Below are 17,353 nucleotides of genomic sequence, written 5' to 3'. Positions count from 1 at the left end.
CCGGGCGCGTCGACCAGGTGGCCGGGTGCTCGGTCCTGCTGCTCGCGCCGGACCGGGAGGGGTTTCCTCCGATGCCGGCGGGTTCTCCCCCAGAATGGCTCGTGATGACAACTCTGGCCGACATTCTGCGCGGGATCGAGCAGGGCGTCTTCCCTGCCCCCGACCTGACCACGTCCGTCGTCCCGGCGCCGTCGGCGCGCGACACCTGCGTGATCGGCCTGACCGGGCACCTCGTCGTCGCCGCGGACGTCCCGCCGGAGTGGATCGCCGAGCACCTCGACCCGACCGACCTGGCCGCGCCGCTCAACCCGCCGTTCCTGCACGCGCTCGAACAGTTCACCGGCCGCGAGGTCAACGGCATCGACGCGATGCTGCTCGCGCCGGCGCTCACCGACGACTCCGAGCGCGCCGAACTGCTCGCGGGACTGACGCCGTTCACCGACGAGTCGCACCCGAGGATCCGGCGGGCTCGGCGTTATCGCGATGAGGTCCGAGCCTACACGACGTCCAGTGGCGGTCTGGTGCTCACCGGTCTCGGCCTGGCCGGTCGGCAGGAGGTCGCCTTGGAGGTGCTCGAGAGCTCCCGAGGGCGAGGCGTCGGGCGCCAACTGGCCCAAGCGGCCCGAGCCCTGGTACCGGCCGGGACGCACATCTGGGCCCAGGTCACACCGGGCAACGCCGCATCCCTACGCATGTTCCTGGCCGCCGGATACGTACCGGTTGGCTCAGAGGCCTTGCTGGTGCGGTGAGTGAGGTTGCTCGTCAGGCCGGGCGTGGGGGGCGGTGGTACGTCGGGGTCGTGCCGCTGTAGAGGTCGCCGCGGTAGACGCCGTGGATGATCTCGGACTCGTAGCCGTTGAGTTCGGGCATGCCGAGGGTGCGGGCGACTTCGAGCTCGGCTGCGGCGTCGTACGGGACGCGGACGAACTGGATCGAGAACGGCGCCGGGCCCGGTGCGTCGGGGACGCCTTCGAGGATGACGTAGACGGGGGTGGTGTCGCCGAGGCTGTTGCCGACGCTGCCGGTGTTGAACAGGGTGCGATCGAGGTCGACCTCGTAGTAGGCGTCGTGGGTGTCGCCGTACCCGACGACGGTCGGTCGTGGGCCGTCACCGGTCGCCGGGGTGTTCTCGAACATGTCGAGGAACTCCTGCTCGTCGTGGTCGAACCTGACCCGGTGGTGGACCGTGCTTGCGGAGGCGTGGAACAAGCGGATCTGGCGACCGCTGAGGGCGAAGTCGTGGCAGAACGGGAGTCCGCGCAGCCACTTCCACTGGTCCTCGCGGAGCTCGTTCTTCCACCAGCGCATGCCCTCGTTGTCGACGGTGCGGTCCGGGTCGGGGAGGAAGTCGTCCCAGTTGCCGAGGATGTTGACCTCGCAGACCTCTTGGCAGCGGTCGACCACGGCTTGCCCGCGCGGGCCTTTGCCGACGTAGTCGCCCAGGTTGAAGATGCGCCGGATCCCGCGCGACTCGATGTCGGCGAGCACTGCCTCCAGTGCGGTGAGGTTGCCGTGGACGTCGGAGATCAGGGCGATACGTTCCAAGGGCATACGGCAATCTTCCGTGGTCTGAAGGGTCGTCGGGCGAGCGGGTCACGGGTTGCTGCCGGTGGGGCCTGCGGGGGCGGGGGTGGACTCGGCGCTGGAGGACTTGGTGGGCTTGGGGCGGCGGGAGGTGCTCCAGCCTCGACCCCCGCCGCCCGTGCCGGAGGTGGGAGTACCGCCGCCTGGTTCGCCTGCTGAGTGGGCCGCAGCGCCGGCCAGTGCGCCGCCGGCCTTCTTCGTACCGCTCATCGCAGCGCCGCCGGCGGCCAGGCCGACGCCGATGGCGCCGGAGGCTGCGCCCTTCAAAGCGCCGCCGCCACCTCCTCCACCGCCCCCACCTCCGCCGCCGCTGCGGCCGCCTCCACCGCCGGACCTGGCGCCCAAGGAGCCTCGGCCGGCGTTGATCGCGCCGGAGGCCAGGCCGCCCGGGTCCGCCAGGGTGGCGCCGCTGCCGGCGGCTCCGCCGGCTACAGCCGCGGTGACCGGTACGACGAGGCGGAGCAGCGCGGGCAGGGCGAACACGGCGAGGAGCATCATCATCAGCCCGCCCATCGCGTTGACGAGGGTGTTGCCGGTCTGCTGCCGCAGGCCCGCGTCGGTCATCTTGATCGCGGCCGCGTAGACGAGTGCGGCGGCGGGTTTGTAGGCGACGAAGGCCAGCACCCAGCCGCAGTACTTGCGGAACCAGGCCTTGCCGACCTCCGTGTTCGTCGCCGCCGCGGCGAGCGGGAACGTTCCGGCGAGGAGGACGAGCATCGCGGAGCGGATCAGTAGCAGGATCACCTGGACGACGGACGCCATGAACACCGCGACGGCGAAGAACATCGCGGCGACCAGCGGGAAGTCGGCGGTCGCCTTGGACAGGCTGATGCCTTGGAACAACGCTTCTCCGACCGCCTTGTCGGAGGCTGAGTCGAAGCGTGCGTCCTTGATGATGGCCAGCGAAACGCCGTCCGAGATCTCCACCAGGAGCTGGATGACCGCCGTACCGGCGCCGGCGACCAGGACGAAGGTCAGGGTCGACTTGAGCAGGTCGCGGAGGGGTTCGGCGCGCTGCTCCCAGGCCGTGCGCATCCCGGCGATGATGACCGCGATCACGAAGACCGTGATCGAGAGGGTCATCGTGTGGCCGTGCAGGAGGGCGACCGGTTCGCTGGGGGTCCAGGTGCTGCCTTGCTGGGTGGCGATCGCGGCGGGCTGGACCTGTTCGTTCGTGATCCAGAACGTCGAGACCGCCTGCAGGCCGGACGTCGCGAGGTCACCGAGCTTGGCGGCGAGGAGATCGAACTGGCTGGTCACCATCGAGGCGAAGCCCTCTTTGATGCCGCACGGCACATCCACTGGGCTGCACATCAGAGTCCCTTCCAGGTGACGAAGTCGTCGAGGTCGCGGTGCTGGGAGAACGGGGCGCCGAACTGGCCGCCCTGTGTGGGCGGGACGACGCGCCAGTCGTCGTCGTGCCAGACGAGGGTGAGGTTGGCGCTCATGTACTCCTCCTCGACGGGGAGGGCGAGTACGACGGTGACGCGGTCTTTCGTTGCGTCGAGGATTCTGTAGCCGGCCAGTTGGGCTGCCGCTCCGTCTGTCGGTTCTTCGGACTTGAGCTTGGTGAGGAGGGCGGTGGTGTCGGGGCCGGGGAGCATGAGTTTCTTGGTGGTGGGGATGGCCTGGCGCTGGTCACCGAGGGCGGCGATCGCGTTGTAGGCGGCGTAGACGGCGCCGGTTGGTGAGTGGGCGAAGCATCTTCTGAAGCCGTCGTTGTCCGTTGTGGTGGGGCCGTAGGTGGTTGAGCGGGGGACTACTACTCGGCGGCTGACTTCCCAGGCGTCTGCTGGTGGGGGCTTGGTGGGGATGGTTTGGTCGCCGTCGGGGAGATCGCAGGTGGCTGAGGTTTGTGGTGGTGCGGCCGGGGAGGTCGCGGGGGTTGAGGCCGCTGCGGCCGGAGGGAAAACAGTCGAAGACGAGTTGCCGGGCTCCGTGGTGACCGAGGTGCTGTCGGCGGGTGGCGAGTAACTGCCACCGGTCGCGTCGGAGGGCTCGCCGGTGAAGATCAGGAGGGCGCCGCAGACGAGGATGGCGCCGATGACGATCGCGGCGGCGACGAAGCCTCGGGTGTAGTGCGAGCTGGCTTCCTGGTCGGTCATCTGGGGCCCCCGGTCGGTGTGGCGGTGCTGGAGGTTCTAGGCTGGCAAAGATCGGGGGACCGCCGCGGAAGTTATCCACAGGCGGGGCAAGTTACGGCGTGGAGCGGTGGCGGTCACGCTCGGAAATCCTTCGATCGTGTCTCGACCTGTAGCCGATAGGTCACCCCGTGTAGCGAAGTGACCTAGTCAGCTAATAGAGTCCGCGCATGACCATCGCGCCTACGCTTAGCTCGCCCCTAGCGCTCGCCGATGCAGAACCCACTCCCGTCGCCGAACCCTGGGACAGCGACGTGATCACCGCGTACGGCCTGCTGCGTGAAGCAGCAGCCGAACTCGATCATCTGATGCGCCATTCCCTGAAGCGCAGTGGTCTGCAAATGGCAATGTTCGAACTGTTGCTGCGGCTTGCCCGTAGCCACGGGGAGAAGCAGCGTCTCACCTCACTCGCCCGGGAGTTGACCGTCACCACCGGCGGCATCACCCGGCTGGTCGACCGCGCCGAGAACCTCGGTCTGGTACGCCGGGAGCCCTGTCCCGACGATGCCCGCGGTTCGTTCGCGGTTCTCACGGAGGAAGGAAAGCGACGGCTGCGCGAAGCGCTGCCCGACCACCTCCTGGAGATCGACAGCCTGTGGATGTCCCAGCTGGCCGACGAGCGCGAGCTCGTGCTCGGCCGGCTCCGGCGGGTGCGGGACAACGCCCGTCGCTGGCCCAACGGCCGACCTGGCCTCCCGCCGGTCGCCCCCAACCGCAACTGACCCGTATTACCCGCTCCTAACGGATGTGGCGCCCGGCTGGTGCCGGGCGCCACCGAGCGGGACAGTTGACCTGTGAACCAGCCTCAGGTCCCGACCGGCCAGCGCGGCACCACCGCCGGCTCGACCGGTCTTCGCACCGGCAGCGCGTCGGAGGCGGTTCCACCGCAGTACCTCCCGCCGCAGCACCCGGGTGACAACTCCCCGCGTCGCAGTGGCTTGCTGATCCGCGCGGCACTCGGCGGCGTTCTCGCCGCCGTCGCAGGCCTCGCCGCCGGTAGCGTCGCCGCCGCCCTGCTCGGCACCCGTCAGACTCCCGTGGTCGCGATCGGCTCGGCCTTCATCGACCGCGTGCCGCCGTGGCTCAAGGACCTGGCGATCTCCCTGTTCGGCACGCACGACAAGACCGCGCTCCGGGCCGGCATCCTGGTCGTGCTGCTCGCCTTCGCCGCCGTCGGCGGCATTCTCGCCGTACGCCGGTACGTCGCGGGCGCGGCCGTGGTCGTCGTCCTGGCCGGCATCGCCGTGATCGCCGCCGCGACCAGGCCCGACTCCGGCCAGACCGGGTTCGTGCCGTCGATGGTCGCCGGGATCACCGCGCTCCTGCTGCTCCGGCTGTTCGCGAACCGCCTGGCCGGTCTCCTCACCGACCCCGACGACGGCGTCAGCCGGCGCGGATTCCTCCAGCTCTCCGCGGGTGTCGCCCTCGGCACCGTCGCGGTCGGTGCCCTGGGCAAGGTTGCCGGCGGCCACCGGGCCGCGGTTGCCGAGGCGCGCGAAGGGCTCGGGATCCCGGCGCCGCCGAGCCTCGACCCGCCGGCCGGCGTACAGGCTCCCGGTGCGGTCGCGTGGGCGACGCCGAACGAGGACTTCTACCGGATCGACACCGCGCTCTCGGTGCCGCTGATCATGCCGTCCGACTGGCGGCTGAAGATCCACGGCATGGTCGATCGCGAGCTCGAGCTGAGCTTCGCCGACCTGCTGGAGCGCAAGGTCGTGCACAAGTGGGTGACGCTGACCTGCGTGAGCAACGAGGTCGGCGGCGACCTGATCGGCAACGCGCTGTGGTCCGGTGTCCTGCTGAAGGACCTGCTCGCCGAGGCCCGCCCCTCGAAGGACGCGGACGCGATCCTCTCGACGTCGAAGGACGGTTTCACCGCCGGTACGCCGATCAGCACGCTCACCGACGACCGGCAGTCGATGCTCGCGTTCGCGATGAACGGCGAGCCGTTGCCGCTGGAGCACGGGTTCCCGGTCCGGATCGTCGTACCGGGCCTGTACGGGTACGTGTCGGCGACGAAGTGGCTGACCGACATCGAGGTGAGCCGGTTCGACCAGTTCGAGGCGTACTGGACGCCGCGCGGCTGGGACGAACTCGGGCCGATCAAGCTGTCGTCGCGGATCGACGTCCCGCGGTCGAAGGCGTCGAGCGGTCAGGTCACCGTCGCCGGTGTCGCGTGGGACCAGCATGTCGGCGTCTCGAAAGTCGAGGTCCGCGTGGACGGCGGCCCGTGGCAGGAGGCGACGCTGGCGGCCGACCCGTCGACCGACACCTGGCGGCAGTGGCACTGGAGCTGGGAGGCCCCGCAGGGCAACCACGTTCTGCAGGTGCGCGCATTCGATGCCAAGGGCAACCCTCAGGTCGAGAGCCAGGCCCCGCCCGCGCCGAACGGCTCGACCGGCCTGCACAGCGTGGACGTCAAGGTCGGCTGACCGCGTCCAGCACCATCGGCAAGAACGTGTGCTCGAGCGAGCCGGCCGGTACGGCGTCCGGTTCGAGCAGGCTCTGGGCGCGCGCGCCCTCGTGCACGGCGATCACCAGGCGCACGAACTGATCGGCGGGCACGCTCAGGCGTAGGTCGCCGGTCCGGGTGATCTCCTCGACCAGCTCGGTCAGACGTTGACGGAAGACCGTGCGCTGCCGGATCAGCGCGTCGGCCGCCTCGGGACTGCGCAGCGCGTGCAGAGTGAACTCCGTGGAGATCAGGTGCCACTGCCGCTGATCGGGCGCGGCGTCGTCCAGCAGGCCGAGTACGGCGTCGAGCAGCGTGCCCGGCTGGGTCGCCAGTTCCGGCAGCAGCGCGGTGATCTGCTCCAGCAGGCGATCGGTCATCGCCTCGAACAGCGCCAGGACCAGCTCGTCCTTGGAGCCGAAGTTCGAGTAGAAGGCGCCGCGGGTGAACCCGGCGCGCTCGCAGATGTCCTCGACCGCGGCGCCGTGGAACCCGCGCTCGGCGAACACCTCCAGCGCGCCCTCGAGCAGGCGGGCCCGGGTGGCTGAACGGCGGCGCTTCGGGGTTTCCATGATCAGTAGGATACAGTTCTGTATTGGATACACAAACGTATTGAGTTTCGGGACGGGGTCACAGCGATGCAGCTCAGGGCTTACGCGATCAGCGTGCGCGGTCCGCACGCGCCACTGCTGGACGCGACGTCGGTCGACGTCAGCGATCACGAGCTGGTGCTGCTGACCGGCTACCCGGGGCCCGGCCACGTCGCGGCGTCGCTTGCGCTCTCCGGGCGGCTCGTGCCCGACGGCGGCGAGGTGAAGCTCGACGGCAAGGGCGATCTCGCCGTACTGCGAAGGCGCGTGGCCGTGGTCGACGCGCCGGGCATCACCGAGCCGGACGACGCACTGCCGGTGAAGTCCGTGGTCGGCGAGGAGCTCGCGATCGCCGGGCGGAAGGCCGGCGGGAAGGCCGTGCAGGCCTGGCTGGAGTCGCACGAGGCGGCCGAGCACGCGGACACGCGGTTCGAGCACCTGCCGGTCGACGTACGGACGCGGCTGCTGGCGGAGCTGACGGTCGCACGGCCCGAGGTCAACGTGGTGATCCTGACGATGCCGGACCGGTTCGGCGGGGATCCGCACAGCTGGTACGGCGTGGGGAAGGAGCTGGCGTCGCGCGGTTACGCGGTGCTGGTGACGTGTGCGGACGCGTCGGCGCGGTTGCTCGGCGTACCGGCTGCGCAGATGGGTGCGGTGAACCAGCCCGACCCGGTGAAGGTCGAGCCGTTGAAGGTCGCACCCGAGACGATCGAGGAAGACGAGGACCAGGCATGACCGCCGTCCGGATGGCCCTGAGCGAACTGCGTCGGCTGACCGCGGGGCGGTTGCCGAAGCTCGCGGTGGTGGCGCTGCTGTGCGTCCCGATGCTGTACGGCGGGCTGTACCTGTACGCGAACCACGACCCGTACGGGCGGCTCGACAAGGTCCCGACCGCGGTCGTCGTCGAGGACACGGGCACGAAGCTGTCGACTGGCGAGAAGCTCGCGGTCGGGCCGCAGGTCGCCGACGAACTGGTGAACTCGAAGAGCTTCGACTGGCACCGGGTCGACCGGGCGGAGGCGACGGCGGGGGTGTCGGACGGGCGGTACGAGTTCGCGCTGGTGCTGCCGAAGACGTTCTCGGCGGATCTCGCGTCGAGCGCGGAGTTCACGCCGCGGCAGGCGATGCTCGAGCTGACCACGAACGACGCGAACAACTACCTCGCGCACACGATCGCGAACCAGGTCGTCGCGCAGGTGACCAAGACCGTCGCGGCGCAGGTGAGCGAGACGGCGGCCTCGAAACTCCTGGCCGGGTTCAGCACGATCCACGGGCAGATCAGCCAGGCGGCGACCGGCGCGGGCCAGCTCCAGAGCGGGCTGACGTCGGCGAACACCGGTGTGATCAAGCTGCAGACCGGGGCGACGCAGCTGAACACCGCGCAGAAGCAGCTGTCGGCCGGAGCGACCAAGCTGTCGACCGGGCTGACCTCTGCGGGTAAGGGCGCCGGCGAGCTGGCAACGGGCGCTGGGCAGCTGAGCAGCGGGCTCGGGACCTTGAAGACGAAGACGGCCGGCTTGCCGGCGCAGACCAAGCAGCTGGCCACCGGTGCGGATCAAGTTGCCGATGGCAACGAGAAGATCGCGGACGTCGGCCGGCAGGTGGCGACCGCGTCGAGCACGCTGCTGACCGACCTGACCACGCTCGACGCCGGGCTCGCGCAGCGGCTGAAGCAGCAGGGGTTCACGCAGGCGCAGATCAACCAGGTCCTGGCCGAGACCGCCAAGCTGCGGACGCCGGTCGTCACGGCGAACACCAAGATCCAGTCGACCTCGAAGCAGCTCAACCAGCTGGCGACCGGTGCGCGGAAGGTGTCCAACGGCGCGGCGGCGCTGAGCTCCGCGACGCCGGCGCTCACGTCGGGCATCAGCAGCGCGGCTGCTGGCGCTGCGAAGGTCAACACCGGTGCCACACAGCTGAAGACGGGCGTCGGCCAGCTGCAGACGGGCGCCGCGCAGCTCGCGACCGGTGAGCAGCAGGCCGTGACCGGGCAGGGACAGCTGCTGACCGGTGTCAACGGCCTGGCGACGGGCGTCAACAAGCTGAAGACCGGGGCGACCCAGCTCAACACCGCACTCACCAACGGCGCGAAGCAGATTCCCGACCCGTCGCCTGAGGCTCGCAAGGCCGTCGCCGAAACGCTCGGCGCGCCGGTCGGCCTGAAGAACACCTCGCAGGCGACCGCCGACAGCTACGGCGCCGGACTCGCGCCGTTCTTCCTCAGCCTGTCCTGCTGGATCGGCGCGTACGTGCTGTTCCTGCTCGTCCGGCCGCTGTCGCCGCGCGGCCTGGCCGCGCTGCAGTCCCCGCTCCGCGTCGCGCTCGGCGGCTGGCTCCCGCCCGCCCTCTTCGGCGCGATCCAGGCCGCCCTGGTCTTCACCGTCGTGATCATCGGCCTCGGCATCGACGCCACCCACCCGTGGCTCACCGCCGGGTTCCTGATGCTGACGTCGATCACGTTCGTCGCGATCCTGCACGCCCTGTCGGCCTGGTTCGGTGCCATCGGCAAGTTCCTCGGCCTGGTCCTGATGGTCATCCAGCTCGTCAGCGCCGGCGGCACGTTCCCGTGGCAGACGATCCCCGCACCTCTGTACGTCTTCCACCACGTGCTACCGATGAGCTACGCGATCGACGGCGTACGGCATCTCATGTACGGCGGCCCCGGCGTCTCCCTCGGCAAGGACCTCCTCGTCCTGACCGCCTGGCTGCTCGCCGCCCTGCTCGCCTCAACCCTCGCAGCTCGCAAGCAACGCGTCTGGGTAGCCAAGAAACTCCAGCCGGAAATCGCCCTCTAGCCGAGCGAGAGCCGACCGTTCAGTCGGCAAGTGCCTGGTGGAGGCGGACGAGGTTTTCCTCGACGGGGTTGAGCGCGTTCAGGGTCAGGTGGGGGACGGTGAGGGGTGGGTACTCGGTGCGCATGCGTTCGACGTGGGGCCAGGGGACCTCGTGCCAGCCGGGGATGTTGCGGCGGCGGGTGGTGAGGCGGCGGTGGTGTTCTGGTTCGTCGGGGCAGATGCACTCGACGATCAGGGCGCGGGCGTCGTGCTGGGTGGCCAGGGTCTGCCAGCGGGTGGCGGTGGCGTCGTTGATCAGGCAGTCGACGATGGCGGACTGGCCGAGCATGAGTTGGCGGGTGATCAGGGTGGTGAGCAGGTCGTAGTACATGGCGAGCAGGGTGGGGCGGTCCAGGCCTGTCAGTACGCCGTGGGGTTTGAGGGCGCCGAGGAGCCAGTCGCCGGAGAAGGCGGGGGTGGACAGGTCGCGGGCCAACTGGTCGGCGGCGGTGGATTTGCCGGTGGCGGGTAGGCCGGTGATGGCTATGAGGGTTGGTGGGGGCACGTCACCGGTCTACCCGGGTGGGCAAGTCACAGGCGGAGGTGCCAGGTGGTGGGGGTGCGGATGCCGGGGCGGATTTCGCCGGTGATCAGGGTCAAGCCGTTGGTGTGGGGGACGGCGGGGGTGGTGACTTGGGACGGGCCGGGGAAATGGCCGGTGGTGGTCCAGCGGTTGGCTTCGTACTGGAGGAGCTCGGTGTTGAAGCCGGTGTGGTGGTCGTAGATCCAGGTGATGACGTTCTGGTGCTCGGTCCACGCGGGGGAACCCACGGGAGCGGCGTCGCGGAGGGCGGTGTGGTGCTGGATCTTGTTCCAGCGGGTGATGTCCTTGTCGCCGCCCAGGACGAGGAGGCCCTTGCGGGTGGGGTGGGCTTGGCCCGCGGTGACGCAGAAGGGGAGGTCGGGGAGGCGGGTCCAGCGGGATCGCCTGGGGTCGTAGGCGTAGGCGTCCTTATGGAACGTCCACGACTTGTCCGCGGCTTGGGAACGGCCGCTGAGGAGGTAGAAGTTGCCGTGGGCCGCGGTGCCGACGGCAACGGTGCGGGGTGGGCCGGGCCATGGGGGCAGGGCTTTCCAGCCTCGGGAGAGGTTGGCGAGGTCGAGGGCGTAGAAATCGGGGCCTTCGGCAACATAAACAGTCGTGCCGACGAGGCCGGCGACGGCGTACGACGTGGGCCGCGGTAGGGGTGGGAGGTCGCGACGGGTGCCGTTCGGCTGGAGGAGGACGACGTCGGCGAACTTGTCGGCGGGCTTGAGGGCGGTCGCGTTCGGGCCGCCTCGGTAGCCTTCGCCGCCGATCACCAGTACGCCGTACGGGGTGCTGAGGCAGGCCGAGTAGGCGATGGCGTCGGGGAGCTGGATCGGGTCCGACCAGCGGGTGGCGCCGGGGCTCAGGGTGAAGAGCTCGTTCCAGTAGACCTTGCCGAGCGTGGTGGGGCGGTTCGAAGTGAGCGCCGGTTCGGGGAAGTTGGCGCCGCCGCCGACCAGGAGGTGGCCGCGGTGTGAGCCGGCGATCGGGCCGGCCAGGCCTAGTTGGGTCCAGTAGGGCTTGGCGACGGGGATGGCGGGGTGCCAATCGACGCGGTTCGGCGGGAGGTCGGGGAGGCGCGTCCAGGTGCCGGGCGACCCGGCTGTGCCGGGTGCCGGGGTCGCGTGTGCGGTGGAGGGGGCGAGGAGCGGGGCCGTCGCGGTGGCGAGGCCGGCGGCCAGCAAGCTGCGGCGGGCCGGGCGCCGGGTGCTCGTCGAAGCGCTCATCGGTCCAGGTCCTTCAGGGGGATGCGGCGGAAGGTGATGGTTTCGTTGGCGCTGAAGTCACCGGTTTCGTAGAGCAGGCCGATGGTGCCGCGGTCGAGGGAGACCAGGTCCGAGTACGCCGCGGGGAGGCCGGAGATGGCGAGGGACGACTGCCAGGTGACGCCTTGGTCCTTGCTCGTGCGGATCGTCATCGCGGCGCGGGCGGCCGGGTCGGCGGGGCCGGAGTACAGGAGGGTGTTGCCGACGGCGAGGACGCTGGCCTGGACGACCGGGCCGATGAGCGTGGCCTGGGGGCGGAACGGCTTGTCGAGGGTCTTGCCGCCGTCGGAGGAGTAGGCGTCGGCTCTCGTGCCGGGGGCGGTGCCGTTGTGCTCGCGGGTGTTGAAGTAGACGCGGCCGTCGGGGAGCTGGGCGGCGGTCGACTCGTTGACGTTGAGGTAGCCGTCGGGGTTGTCGTCGACGTACCCGATCTGCCAGGTGCGGCCGCCGTCGTCGGAGTACAGGCTGTGGCCGCCGTAGTACTTGGCCTCGGCGCCGGTGTCGGTCGAGCCGGCCGGCGGGGCGATGGAGTGGTTGGCGGGGACGACGAGACGCCCTGATCTCAGGGCGATCGCGTGGCCGGGGGTGGTCGCGTACCAGCGCCAGTTGTCGAGCTTGGTGGTGGCGGTGATCTCGGCCGGGGCGGAGAAGGTGCGGCCGTGGTCGGTGCTGCGTTGGAGGAAGACTCGTCGGGTGTCTTCGGCGCTCGCTTCGCCGCGGAGGATCTGGGCTTCGCTGACCGGGCCGTTGCGGACGCTGAGCAGGACGACGTCGCCGGTCTTCGGGTCGACGACGGGGGCGGGGTTGCCGATGGTGTTGGTGCCCTGGTCGGTGACGACCTGTTGGGGTCCCCAGGTGCAGCCGCCGTCGGTGGAGTGACGCAGGACGATGTCGATGTCGCCGGTGTCGCTCGAGCCACCGCGGCGGCCTTCGGCGAAGGCGAGGAGGGTGTCCTTGGCTTTCACGACGGCGGGGATGCGGTACGACGCGTAGCCGCCGACGCCGGACTTGAAGGGGGTGGACTCCTGGCATTTGCCTTTGTCGGCGGGTGTTGCGCCGGCGGTCAGCGTGGTCGCCAGGGTGAGAGCCAGGGCTAGGGGCAGGACGGTACGGGAGAGGTGCATGGGGGTGTCCTCACGGCGTAGGTCTGATATCTGATCTCTGGGTTGGGGTGGGTGGGGATGCGGCCGGGGAGGTCGCGGGGGCTGAGGCCGCGGCGGCCGGGAAGAGCAAAAGAAGAGTTGGGGGGGTCGAGGGGAGCGGGCGGAGGCGGGCGGGCCGGAAGCGGATGCGGGGCCGGGGGCGGAAGCGGGGCGGGACGGGGCGGAGGTGCGGCGGGGTTATTCGGAGGCGTCGCGGAGCATGGCTGCTCGGACTCTTACGTCGTTGAAGTGGTCTTGCATGCGTTGGACTGCTTCGAGGGGTTCGCCGGACTGCAGGGCCTCGACGATGCGGAGGTGGACCGCGGCGCGGCCGGCCTCGGTGGGGGCGGGGATGGCGTCGCCGAGGCGGACGAAGATCTCCCAGAAGAGCTCGATCAGGTTGTCGACGAGCGGGTTCTGCAAACCCTTGTAGAGGGTGAGGTGGAAGGCCCGGTCGACCTCGATCGTCTCCTGGCCGGCGGCTTCGAGCTCGGCCATCTTGCCGGCCAGGCGGGTGCACTCCGCCAGCTCTTCGCTGTCGGGGCGGCGGGCGACCGCCGGCATCAGGCCGACCTCCATCGCCTCGCGGGCGGTGAGGATCTCCTCCAGTGCCATACCGGGCGCGGCCAGTCCGTACGGGAGTTGCTCGATCAGCGGACGGAAGGAGAACGTCGACACGAACAGGCCGTTGCCGTGCTGGGCCTCGATCACGCCCAGGGTCTGCAGGCTTCTTGTTGCCTCACGCAACGAAAGACGGCTGACGCCCAGCTCGGCGGCCAGGACGGCCTCGGCAGGAAGCCGGTCGCCGGGGCCGAGGTCGCGGGACTTGATGAAGTCGCGCAGCTTGACCTGGGCCTCGCGGTAGATCGGGCTCCTGCTCACGATTCATCCCTCCGGAGTGACAGCTCGCCAGGAGGCGGCGAGCCGTTCAATCGTGTCATGCGCGGCCACCGGCAGCGGCCCCCACGGCGTACGGGCCACACCGGTGTCCGGGCCACATGCGTTCAGCCACTCCTTCACGAAGCCGACGCCGCCGTACCGGCCGGCCTCCGCGGCGACCTGCCGGAACGGCTCGTGCAGCGTCAGCGCGTCGGCGACCCGCCCGGACGCCATCGCCGCCGCGACCTGATGAGCCTGCGGCGCGAGCGCGTTGTAAAGGCTCCCGATCACCGCGTCCGCGCCGAAGGCGAGCGCGGCCGGCAGCAGCTCGTCGCGCCCGAAGTACACCCGGACCTTCGACGACACCGCCCGCGTCCGGTCGAACTCGAGCAGATCCTCGTGGGTGAACTTCACCCCCGCGAAGTTCGGGATCCGCTCGACGGCCAGTGCGACCAGCTCACTCGGCTGGTACGGCGAACCGGTCATCCCGGGAAAGTGGTAGTACAGGAACGGCGTTGATGGAGCCTCGGCGGCGACCGCCGCGAGGTAGTCGACCGCGGTCTCCAAGGTGTTCGCCACCCCGAAGTACGGGGTGACCGAAGCGATCAGGTCCACCCCCGCGGCCTCCGCGTGCGCGGCCAACTCCCGCGCCTCGGCGAGCACGCTGTGCCCGACATGCGTCCCGAGCGCGAGCCCGTCGGGCCGTACCGAGGCCCACTCGTCGACGAGCGCCTTCCGCTCGGCCACAGTCATCGCGGGGAACTCCCCCGACGTACCGCCGACGAACGCGCCCTGAACGCCGTGCGCGAGCAGGTGCTTGCCCTGATCGGCGACCACCGGCAGGTTCAGTGCGCCGTCCGGGCCGAACGGGGTCGGCGTCGCCGCCCAGATCTCCAATGTGCTGGTCAACTCTTGGTCGCTCCTTCGGTGAGTCCGGCCACGATGTAACGCTGCAGGAAAACGAACGCGGCGATCACCGGCAGCGCGACCACGGCGGAGACCGCCATCAGGTCGTTCCACCGGGTGCCGAAAGCATTGGTGAGGCCCGCCAGGACGACGGTGATCGGCTGCAGGTCCTCGTCCGCGGCCAGCGCCAGGCCGAAGACGAACTCGCCCCAGGCGCCGAGGAAGCTGATCACCGCGAGCGTGATCAGGCCGGGCCGGCTGATCGGCAGCGCGATCCGGACGAACGCGCCGAACGTCGTACAGCCGTCGACCTTCGCCGCTTCGAGGATCTCGGTGGGCACCGACAGGAAGTACGGGCGCAGCAGCACGATGCCGAGCGGGATCGCCAGCGACGCGTTGGCCAGGATCAGGCCGGCGTAGCTGTTCACCAGCCCCAGGTCGCTGAAGATCGCGAACATCGGCAGCGCGAGGTTCACCGCCGGCACCATCTGGACCACCAGGAACAGCATCAGGAACACCGACACGAACCGCAGGCGCAGCCGGGCCAGCCCGTACGCCGCCGGAACGGCGATCGCGATCGTGAGCAGCGTCGTACCGATCGCGATCACGGCCGAGTTCGCCAGCCCCTTGGCGATCGCGGGGTTGCCGAACGCGGCGTCGGCGTACGAGCGCAGCGTCGGCGACAGCGGCACGAGCTGCGGCGGGGTCGCGAAGATGTCGGCCGGCTTCTTGAACGACGTGTTGAGCATCCAGTAGACCGGCAGCAGGTAGACGAAGGTGATCAGCACCCCCGCGACCGTCATCGGCCAGCGGCGCCTCATGCGGTCTCCTCCTTGCGCAGCGAGCGGAAGTAGAACACCGACAGCACCACCGGTACGACGAGCAGCATCGTCGTCGCCACCGCGGCGACGTCGAACTTGTAGAAGCTGAACGCCAGCTTGTACGCGTACACCGGCAGCACCTCGGTCGCGCCGCCCGGCCCGCCCTGCGTCATCAGGAAGACCGTGTCGAAGGTCTTGAACGTGGAGATGAAGCAGAGCAGCACGGTGGTCAGGCTGACCGGCCGCAGCAGCGGCAGCGTGATCCGGCGGAACTGCGCCCAAGCGCCGGCCCCGTCGATCCGGGCCGCCTCGTAGAGCGTGCCCGAGATCCCTTGCAGGCCGGCGAGCAGCAGCACCATCGCGAACGGCGCGAAGCTCCACGCCGACGCGAGCATGACCGCGACCATCGCCGTACCGGGCTTGCCGAGCCAGAAGATCTCCGTGCCGAGCACGGTGTTGAGCAGGCCGTACGTGCCGTCGAGCAGCCAGCGCCAGACGTTCGCGCTGACGACGGTCGGCAGCACCCAGGCCAGCAGGAGCAGCGCGCGCAGCACGTTCCGGCCCGGGAAGTCGCGGTGGAAGAACAGCGCCAGCGCGAGCCCGGCGACGAAGGTCGCGAGCACCGTGCCGCCGGTGTAGAGCAGCGAGATCCCGAACGACTTCCAGAACTCCGGACGGCCGAACTGGTCGGCGTAGTTGTCCAGGCCGACGAACTTCGCGTTGCCGTTGACGATCTGCGCGATCCCGACGTCCTGGAAGCTCTGCACGACGTTGTAGCCGAGCGGGTAGAGCACGGTGAACCCGACGAACAGCACGGCCGGTACGACGAACAGGTACTCCGCCGTCGTCGTCCGCCGGGCTGCCGCCCTGCCGGTCGCCACCCGCTGCTGCGGCACGGTGATCGCCATTACTTGGCCAACGACTCGTCGATCGCCTTCTGCGCGGTCTTCAAGGCGTCCTCGGTGCTGGCCGATCCGCTGGCCGACGCCTGCAGCGCGGCCTGGATGTGCGTCATCACCTCGGACGACTTCGGCGCCAGCTTCTCGTCCGGCGCCCACGCCTCCTCGAGCTGCTGCGCGAACACCTTGCGGACGGCGTCGTTCGAGCTGTCCGGTACGTCGTTGCGGGCGGCAAGCTTGTTGCGGACCGGGAGGTAGGTCTGCAGCTCGGCCGGCTGCTGCAGCCAGGTGATCAGGTCCCAGGCGCCGTCCGGATTCTTGCTGGTGGCACCGATCGCCAGGTTCTCCGCGGACAGGAACGTCTGGCCCGACTTGTCCTTCGGCAGCAGGGCGACGTCCCACTGCAGCTTGGGGTTCTCCTTGCGGAGGATGTTCACGTAGGTCGCTGAGTTGATCATCATCGCGGCCTTGCCGTTCGCGAACTGGTTCTTCGCGTCCTCCTCGTTCCAGGTCAGCGCGCCCTGCGAGATCGAGCCGGCCTTGATCATCCGGGTCAGCTGGTCGAGGCCGGCCTTCGCCTCCGGGGAGTCGACCTTGTCGATCGCGGCACCGGCGGCGAGCATCCGGATGATCGGCACGGTCGCGCCTTCGGGTCCTTCGATCCCGCTGATCGCGAGCCCGGTCCGGCCCTGCGTGGTCAGCGTCTTCGCCGCGGTCTCCATCTCGGCCCAGGTCGTCGGCGGCTTCACGCCGGCCTGCTGGAGGAGCTGCTTGTTGTAGTAGACGGCGTACGCGTCGGCGACGTGCGGGATGCCGTACGTCTTGCCGTCGACCTGCGTGGTGGCCCAGCTGGTCTTGAAGTACTTGTCCTGCTGCCCCCACTCGCCGACCCGGTCGCCGAGATCGGTGATGATCCCGGCCGAGGCCATCGTGGCGGTGTCGAAGGCGCCGATCAGCGCGACGTCGGGCAGTTCCTTGGCCGCGGCCGACTGCAGCAGCGTCCGGTTGAAGTCGTCGTACGGGATGAAGCGGATGTCGACGGTGACGTCGGCGTGCGCGTCGTCGTACTTCTTGACCAGGTCGTACAGCGGCTTGCCGGTCGGGCTGCTCGGGTCGCCGTAGTACTGCCAGAGCGTGATCGTGCCGCTCGCCTCGCTCCCGCCGCCACTGTCGCTCCCGCCACAGGCGACCGCGCCCGCCAGCAGGCCGATTCCACTCACCACGGCCACCAGCCGCCTACGAACACTCATCACGCGCCTCCTCACCAGGGGAATGCAGGCGAAATTAGTCAGATATCTGATATCTGTC

At 69.7% G+C, this 17,353-nt stretch carries 17 protein-coding genes; 5 read left to right on the top strand and 12 right to left on the bottom strand.

Translation table 11 applies throughout. From position 1 onward, the window contains the following. Positions 1–104 precede the first annotated feature (104 nt). The gene (locus tag HDA39_RS30475; protein WP_184801031.1) at positions 105–749 is read left to right on the top strand and encodes a GNAT family N-acetyltransferase; all 645 of its coding nucleotides are present in this window, start codon (positions 105–107) and stop codon (positions 747–749) included. Positions 750–762: 13 nt separating this feature from the next. Here HDA39_RS30475 and HDA39_RS30470 read toward each other — a convergent pair whose 3' ends face one another. From HDA39_RS30470 to HDA39_RS30460, 3 genes are read right to left on the bottom strand one after another with little or no spacing between them, the layout of a single operon-like run. Then, positions 763–1,551: a metallophosphoesterase family protein gene (locus HDA39_RS30470; protein ID WP_184801029.1), complete on the bottom strand. Its 789-nt coding sequence runs from the start codon at positions 1,549–1,551 to the stop codon at positions 763–765. Positions 1,552–1,593: 42 nt separating this feature from the next. Beyond that, the gene (locus tag HDA39_RS43475; protein ID WP_184801027.1) at positions 1,594–2,898 is read right to left on the bottom strand and encodes a TrbL/VirB6 family protein; all 1,305 of its coding nucleotides are present in this window, start codon (positions 2,896–2,898) and stop codon (positions 1,594–1,596) included. Continuing rightward, entirely contained in the window at positions 2,898–3,689 is a 792-nt protein-coding gene (locus tag HDA39_RS30460; protein ID WP_184801025.1) for a DUF8175 domain-containg protein, read from the bottom strand. The genes HDA39_RS43475 and HDA39_RS30460 overlap by 1 nt, the downstream gene beginning before the upstream one ends. Positions 3,690–3,895: 206 nt before the next feature. On the opposite strand from HDA39_RS30460, the gene HDA39_RS30455 reads away from it, so the two are divergent. Both HDA39_RS30455 and HDA39_RS30450 read left to right on the top strand, forming a co-directional pair. Beyond that, on the top strand, positions 3,896–4,447 hold the full coding sequence (locus tag HDA39_RS30455; protein ID WP_202893165.1) for a MarR family winged helix-turn-helix transcriptional regulator: 552 nt from the start codon (positions 3,896–3,898) through the stop codon (positions 4,445–4,447). A gap of 72 nt (positions 4,448–4,519) precedes the next feature. Further along, the gene (locus HDA39_RS30450) at positions 4,520–6,157 is read left to right on the top strand and encodes a molybdopterin-dependent oxidoreductase (protein WP_337925957.1); all 1,638 of its coding nucleotides are present in this window, start codon (positions 4,520–4,522) and stop codon (positions 6,155–6,157) included. Here the strand turns inward: HDA39_RS30450 and HDA39_RS30445 are convergent. Then, the gene (locus HDA39_RS30445) at positions 6,144–6,749 is read right to left on the bottom strand and encodes a TetR/AcrR family transcriptional regulator (protein ID WP_184801023.1); all 606 of its coding nucleotides are present in this window, start codon (positions 6,747–6,749) and stop codon (positions 6,144–6,146) included. The two genes, HDA39_RS30450 and HDA39_RS30445, sit on opposite strands and share 14 nt — an antisense overlap. A 66-nt stretch (positions 6,750–6,815) precedes the next feature. Here HDA39_RS30445 and HDA39_RS30440 point away from each other — a divergent pair, with 66 nt between their 5' ends. Together HDA39_RS30440 and HDA39_RS30435 are read left to right on the top strand one after the other, a co-directional pair. Beyond that, positions 6,816–7,505, top strand: a complete 690-nt coding sequence (locus tag HDA39_RS30440) for a P-loop NTPase family protein (RefSeq protein WP_184801021.1) — start codon at positions 6,816–6,818, stop codon at positions 7,503–7,505. Further along, positions 7,502–9,565 carry a YhgE/Pip domain-containing protein gene (locus tag HDA39_RS30435; RefSeq protein WP_184801019.1) on the top strand — a complete coding sequence of 688 codons (2,064 nt, stop codon included), beginning with the start codon at positions 7,502–7,504 and terminating at the stop codon, positions 9,563–9,565. The genes HDA39_RS30440 and HDA39_RS30435 overlap by 4 nt, the downstream gene beginning before the upstream one ends. Before the next feature lie 19 nt (positions 9,566–9,584). Here HDA39_RS30435 and HDA39_RS30430 read toward each other — a convergent pair whose 3' ends face one another. From HDA39_RS30430 to HDA39_RS30395, 8 genes are all read right to left on the bottom strand, one after another. Continuing rightward, a complete protein-coding gene (locus HDA39_RS30430; protein ID WP_184801017.1) occupies positions 9,585–10,109 on the bottom strand; it encodes an AAA family ATPase in 525 nt (174 codons plus the stop codon). 26 nt (positions 10,110–10,135) lie between these two features. Next, entirely contained in the window at positions 10,136–11,359 is a 1,224-nt protein-coding gene (locus tag HDA39_RS30425; RefSeq protein ID WP_184801015.1) for a galactose oxidase, read from the bottom strand. Beyond that, positions 11,356–12,522 carry a sialidase family protein gene (locus tag HDA39_RS30420; protein ID WP_184801013.1) on the bottom strand — a complete coding sequence of 389 codons (1,167 nt, stop codon included), beginning with the start codon at positions 12,520–12,522 and terminating at the stop codon, positions 11,356–11,358. Before HDA39_RS30420 ends, HDA39_RS30425 begins: the two co-directional genes overlap by 4 nt. A gap of 216 nt (positions 12,523–12,738) precedes the next feature. Next, entirely contained in the window at positions 12,739–13,422 is a 684-nt protein-coding gene (locus HDA39_RS43885; protein ID WP_184801011.1) for an FCD domain-containing protein, read from the bottom strand. Between the two features lie 3 nt (positions 13,423–13,425). Then, positions 13,426–14,328 (bottom strand): dihydrodipicolinate synthase family protein, encoded by a 903-nt coding sequence (locus HDA39_RS30410; protein ID WP_184801009.1) that lies wholly within the window; start codon positions 14,326–14,328, stop codon positions 13,426–13,428. Next, a complete protein-coding gene (locus HDA39_RS30405; RefSeq protein WP_184801007.1) occupies positions 14,325–15,146 on the bottom strand; it encodes a carbohydrate ABC transporter permease in 822 nt (273 codons plus the stop codon). Before HDA39_RS30405 ends, HDA39_RS30410 begins: the two co-directional genes overlap by 4 nt. After that, positions 15,143–16,054, bottom strand: a complete 912-nt coding sequence (locus HDA39_RS30400) for a carbohydrate ABC transporter permease (RefSeq protein WP_184801005.1) — start codon at positions 16,052–16,054, stop codon at positions 15,143–15,145. The genes HDA39_RS30405 and HDA39_RS30400 overlap by 4 nt, the downstream gene beginning before the upstream one ends. Continuing rightward, positions 16,054–17,295: an ABC transporter substrate-binding protein gene (locus HDA39_RS30395; RefSeq protein WP_184801003.1), complete on the bottom strand. Its 1,242-nt coding sequence runs from the start codon at positions 17,293–17,295 to the stop codon at positions 16,054–16,056. Before HDA39_RS30395 ends, HDA39_RS30400 begins: the two co-directional genes overlap by 1 nt. Positions 17,296–17,353 lie beyond the last annotated feature (58 nt).

The organism is Kribbella italica, assembly GCF_014205135.1.
In the GTDB taxonomy this organism is placed as follows: domain Bacteria; phylum Actinomycetota; class Actinomycetes; order Propionibacteriales; family Kribbellaceae; genus Kribbella; species Kribbella italica.
Note: the sequence above shows the minus strand (reverse complement) of the source record. Positions and strands in the feature narration are given on the sequence as shown.

What these genes read in the sequence shown, in the direction of transcription:
- HDA39_RS30475 (WP_184801031.1), top strand. Translation starts at nt 105, where the DNA reads ATGACAACTCTGGCCGACATTCTGCGCGGGATCGAGCAGGGCGTCTTC.
- HDA39_RS30445 (WP_184801023.1), bottom strand. Translation starts at nt 6,749, where the DNA reads ATGGAAACCCCGAAGCGCCGCCGTTCAGCCACCCGGGCCCGCCTGCTC.
- HDA39_RS30420 (WP_184801013.1), bottom strand. Translation starts at nt 12,522, where the DNA reads ATGCACCTCTCCCGTACCGTCCTGCCCCTAGCCCTGGCTCTCACCCTG.
- HDA39_RS30435 (WP_184801019.1), top strand. Translation starts at nt 7,502, where the DNA reads ATGACCGCCGTCCGGATGGCCCTGAGCGAACTGCGTCGGCTGACCGCG.
- HDA39_RS30460 (WP_184801025.1), bottom strand. Translation starts at nt 3,689, where the DNA reads ATGACCGACCAGGAAGCCAGCTCGCACTACACCCGAGGCTTCGTCGCC.
- HDA39_RS30455 (WP_202893165.1), top strand. Translation starts at nt 3,896, where the DNA reads ATGACCATCGCGCCTACGCTTAGCTCGCCCCTAGCGCTCGCCGATGCA.
- HDA39_RS30425 (WP_184801015.1), bottom strand. Translation starts at nt 11,359, where the DNA reads ATGAGCGCTTCGACGAGCACCCGGCGCCCGGCCCGCCGCAGCTTGCTG.
- HDA39_RS30405 (WP_184801007.1), bottom strand. Translation starts at nt 15,146, where the DNA reads ATGAGGCGCCGCTGGCCGATGACGGTCGCGGGGGTGCTGATCACCTTC.
- HDA39_RS30470 (WP_184801029.1), bottom strand. Translation starts at nt 1,551, where the DNA reads ATGCCCTTGGAACGTATCGCCCTGATCTCCGACGTCCACGGCAACCTC.
- HDA39_RS30440 (WP_184801021.1), top strand. Translation starts at nt 6,816, where the DNA reads ATGCAGCTCAGGGCTTACGCGATCAGCGTGCGCGGTCCGCACGCGCCA.
- HDA39_RS30400 (WP_184801005.1), bottom strand. Translation starts at nt 16,054, where the DNA reads ATGGCGATCACCGTGCCGCAGCAGCGGGTGGCGACCGGCAGGGCGGCA.
- HDA39_RS43475 (WP_184801027.1), bottom strand. Translation starts at nt 2,898, where the DNA reads ATGTGCAGCCCAGTGGATGTGCCGTGCGGCATCAAAGAGGGCTTCGCC.
- HDA39_RS30395 (WP_184801003.1), bottom strand. Translation starts at nt 17,295, where the DNA reads ATGAGTGTTCGTAGGCGGCTGGTGGCCGTGGTGAGTGGAATCGGCCTG.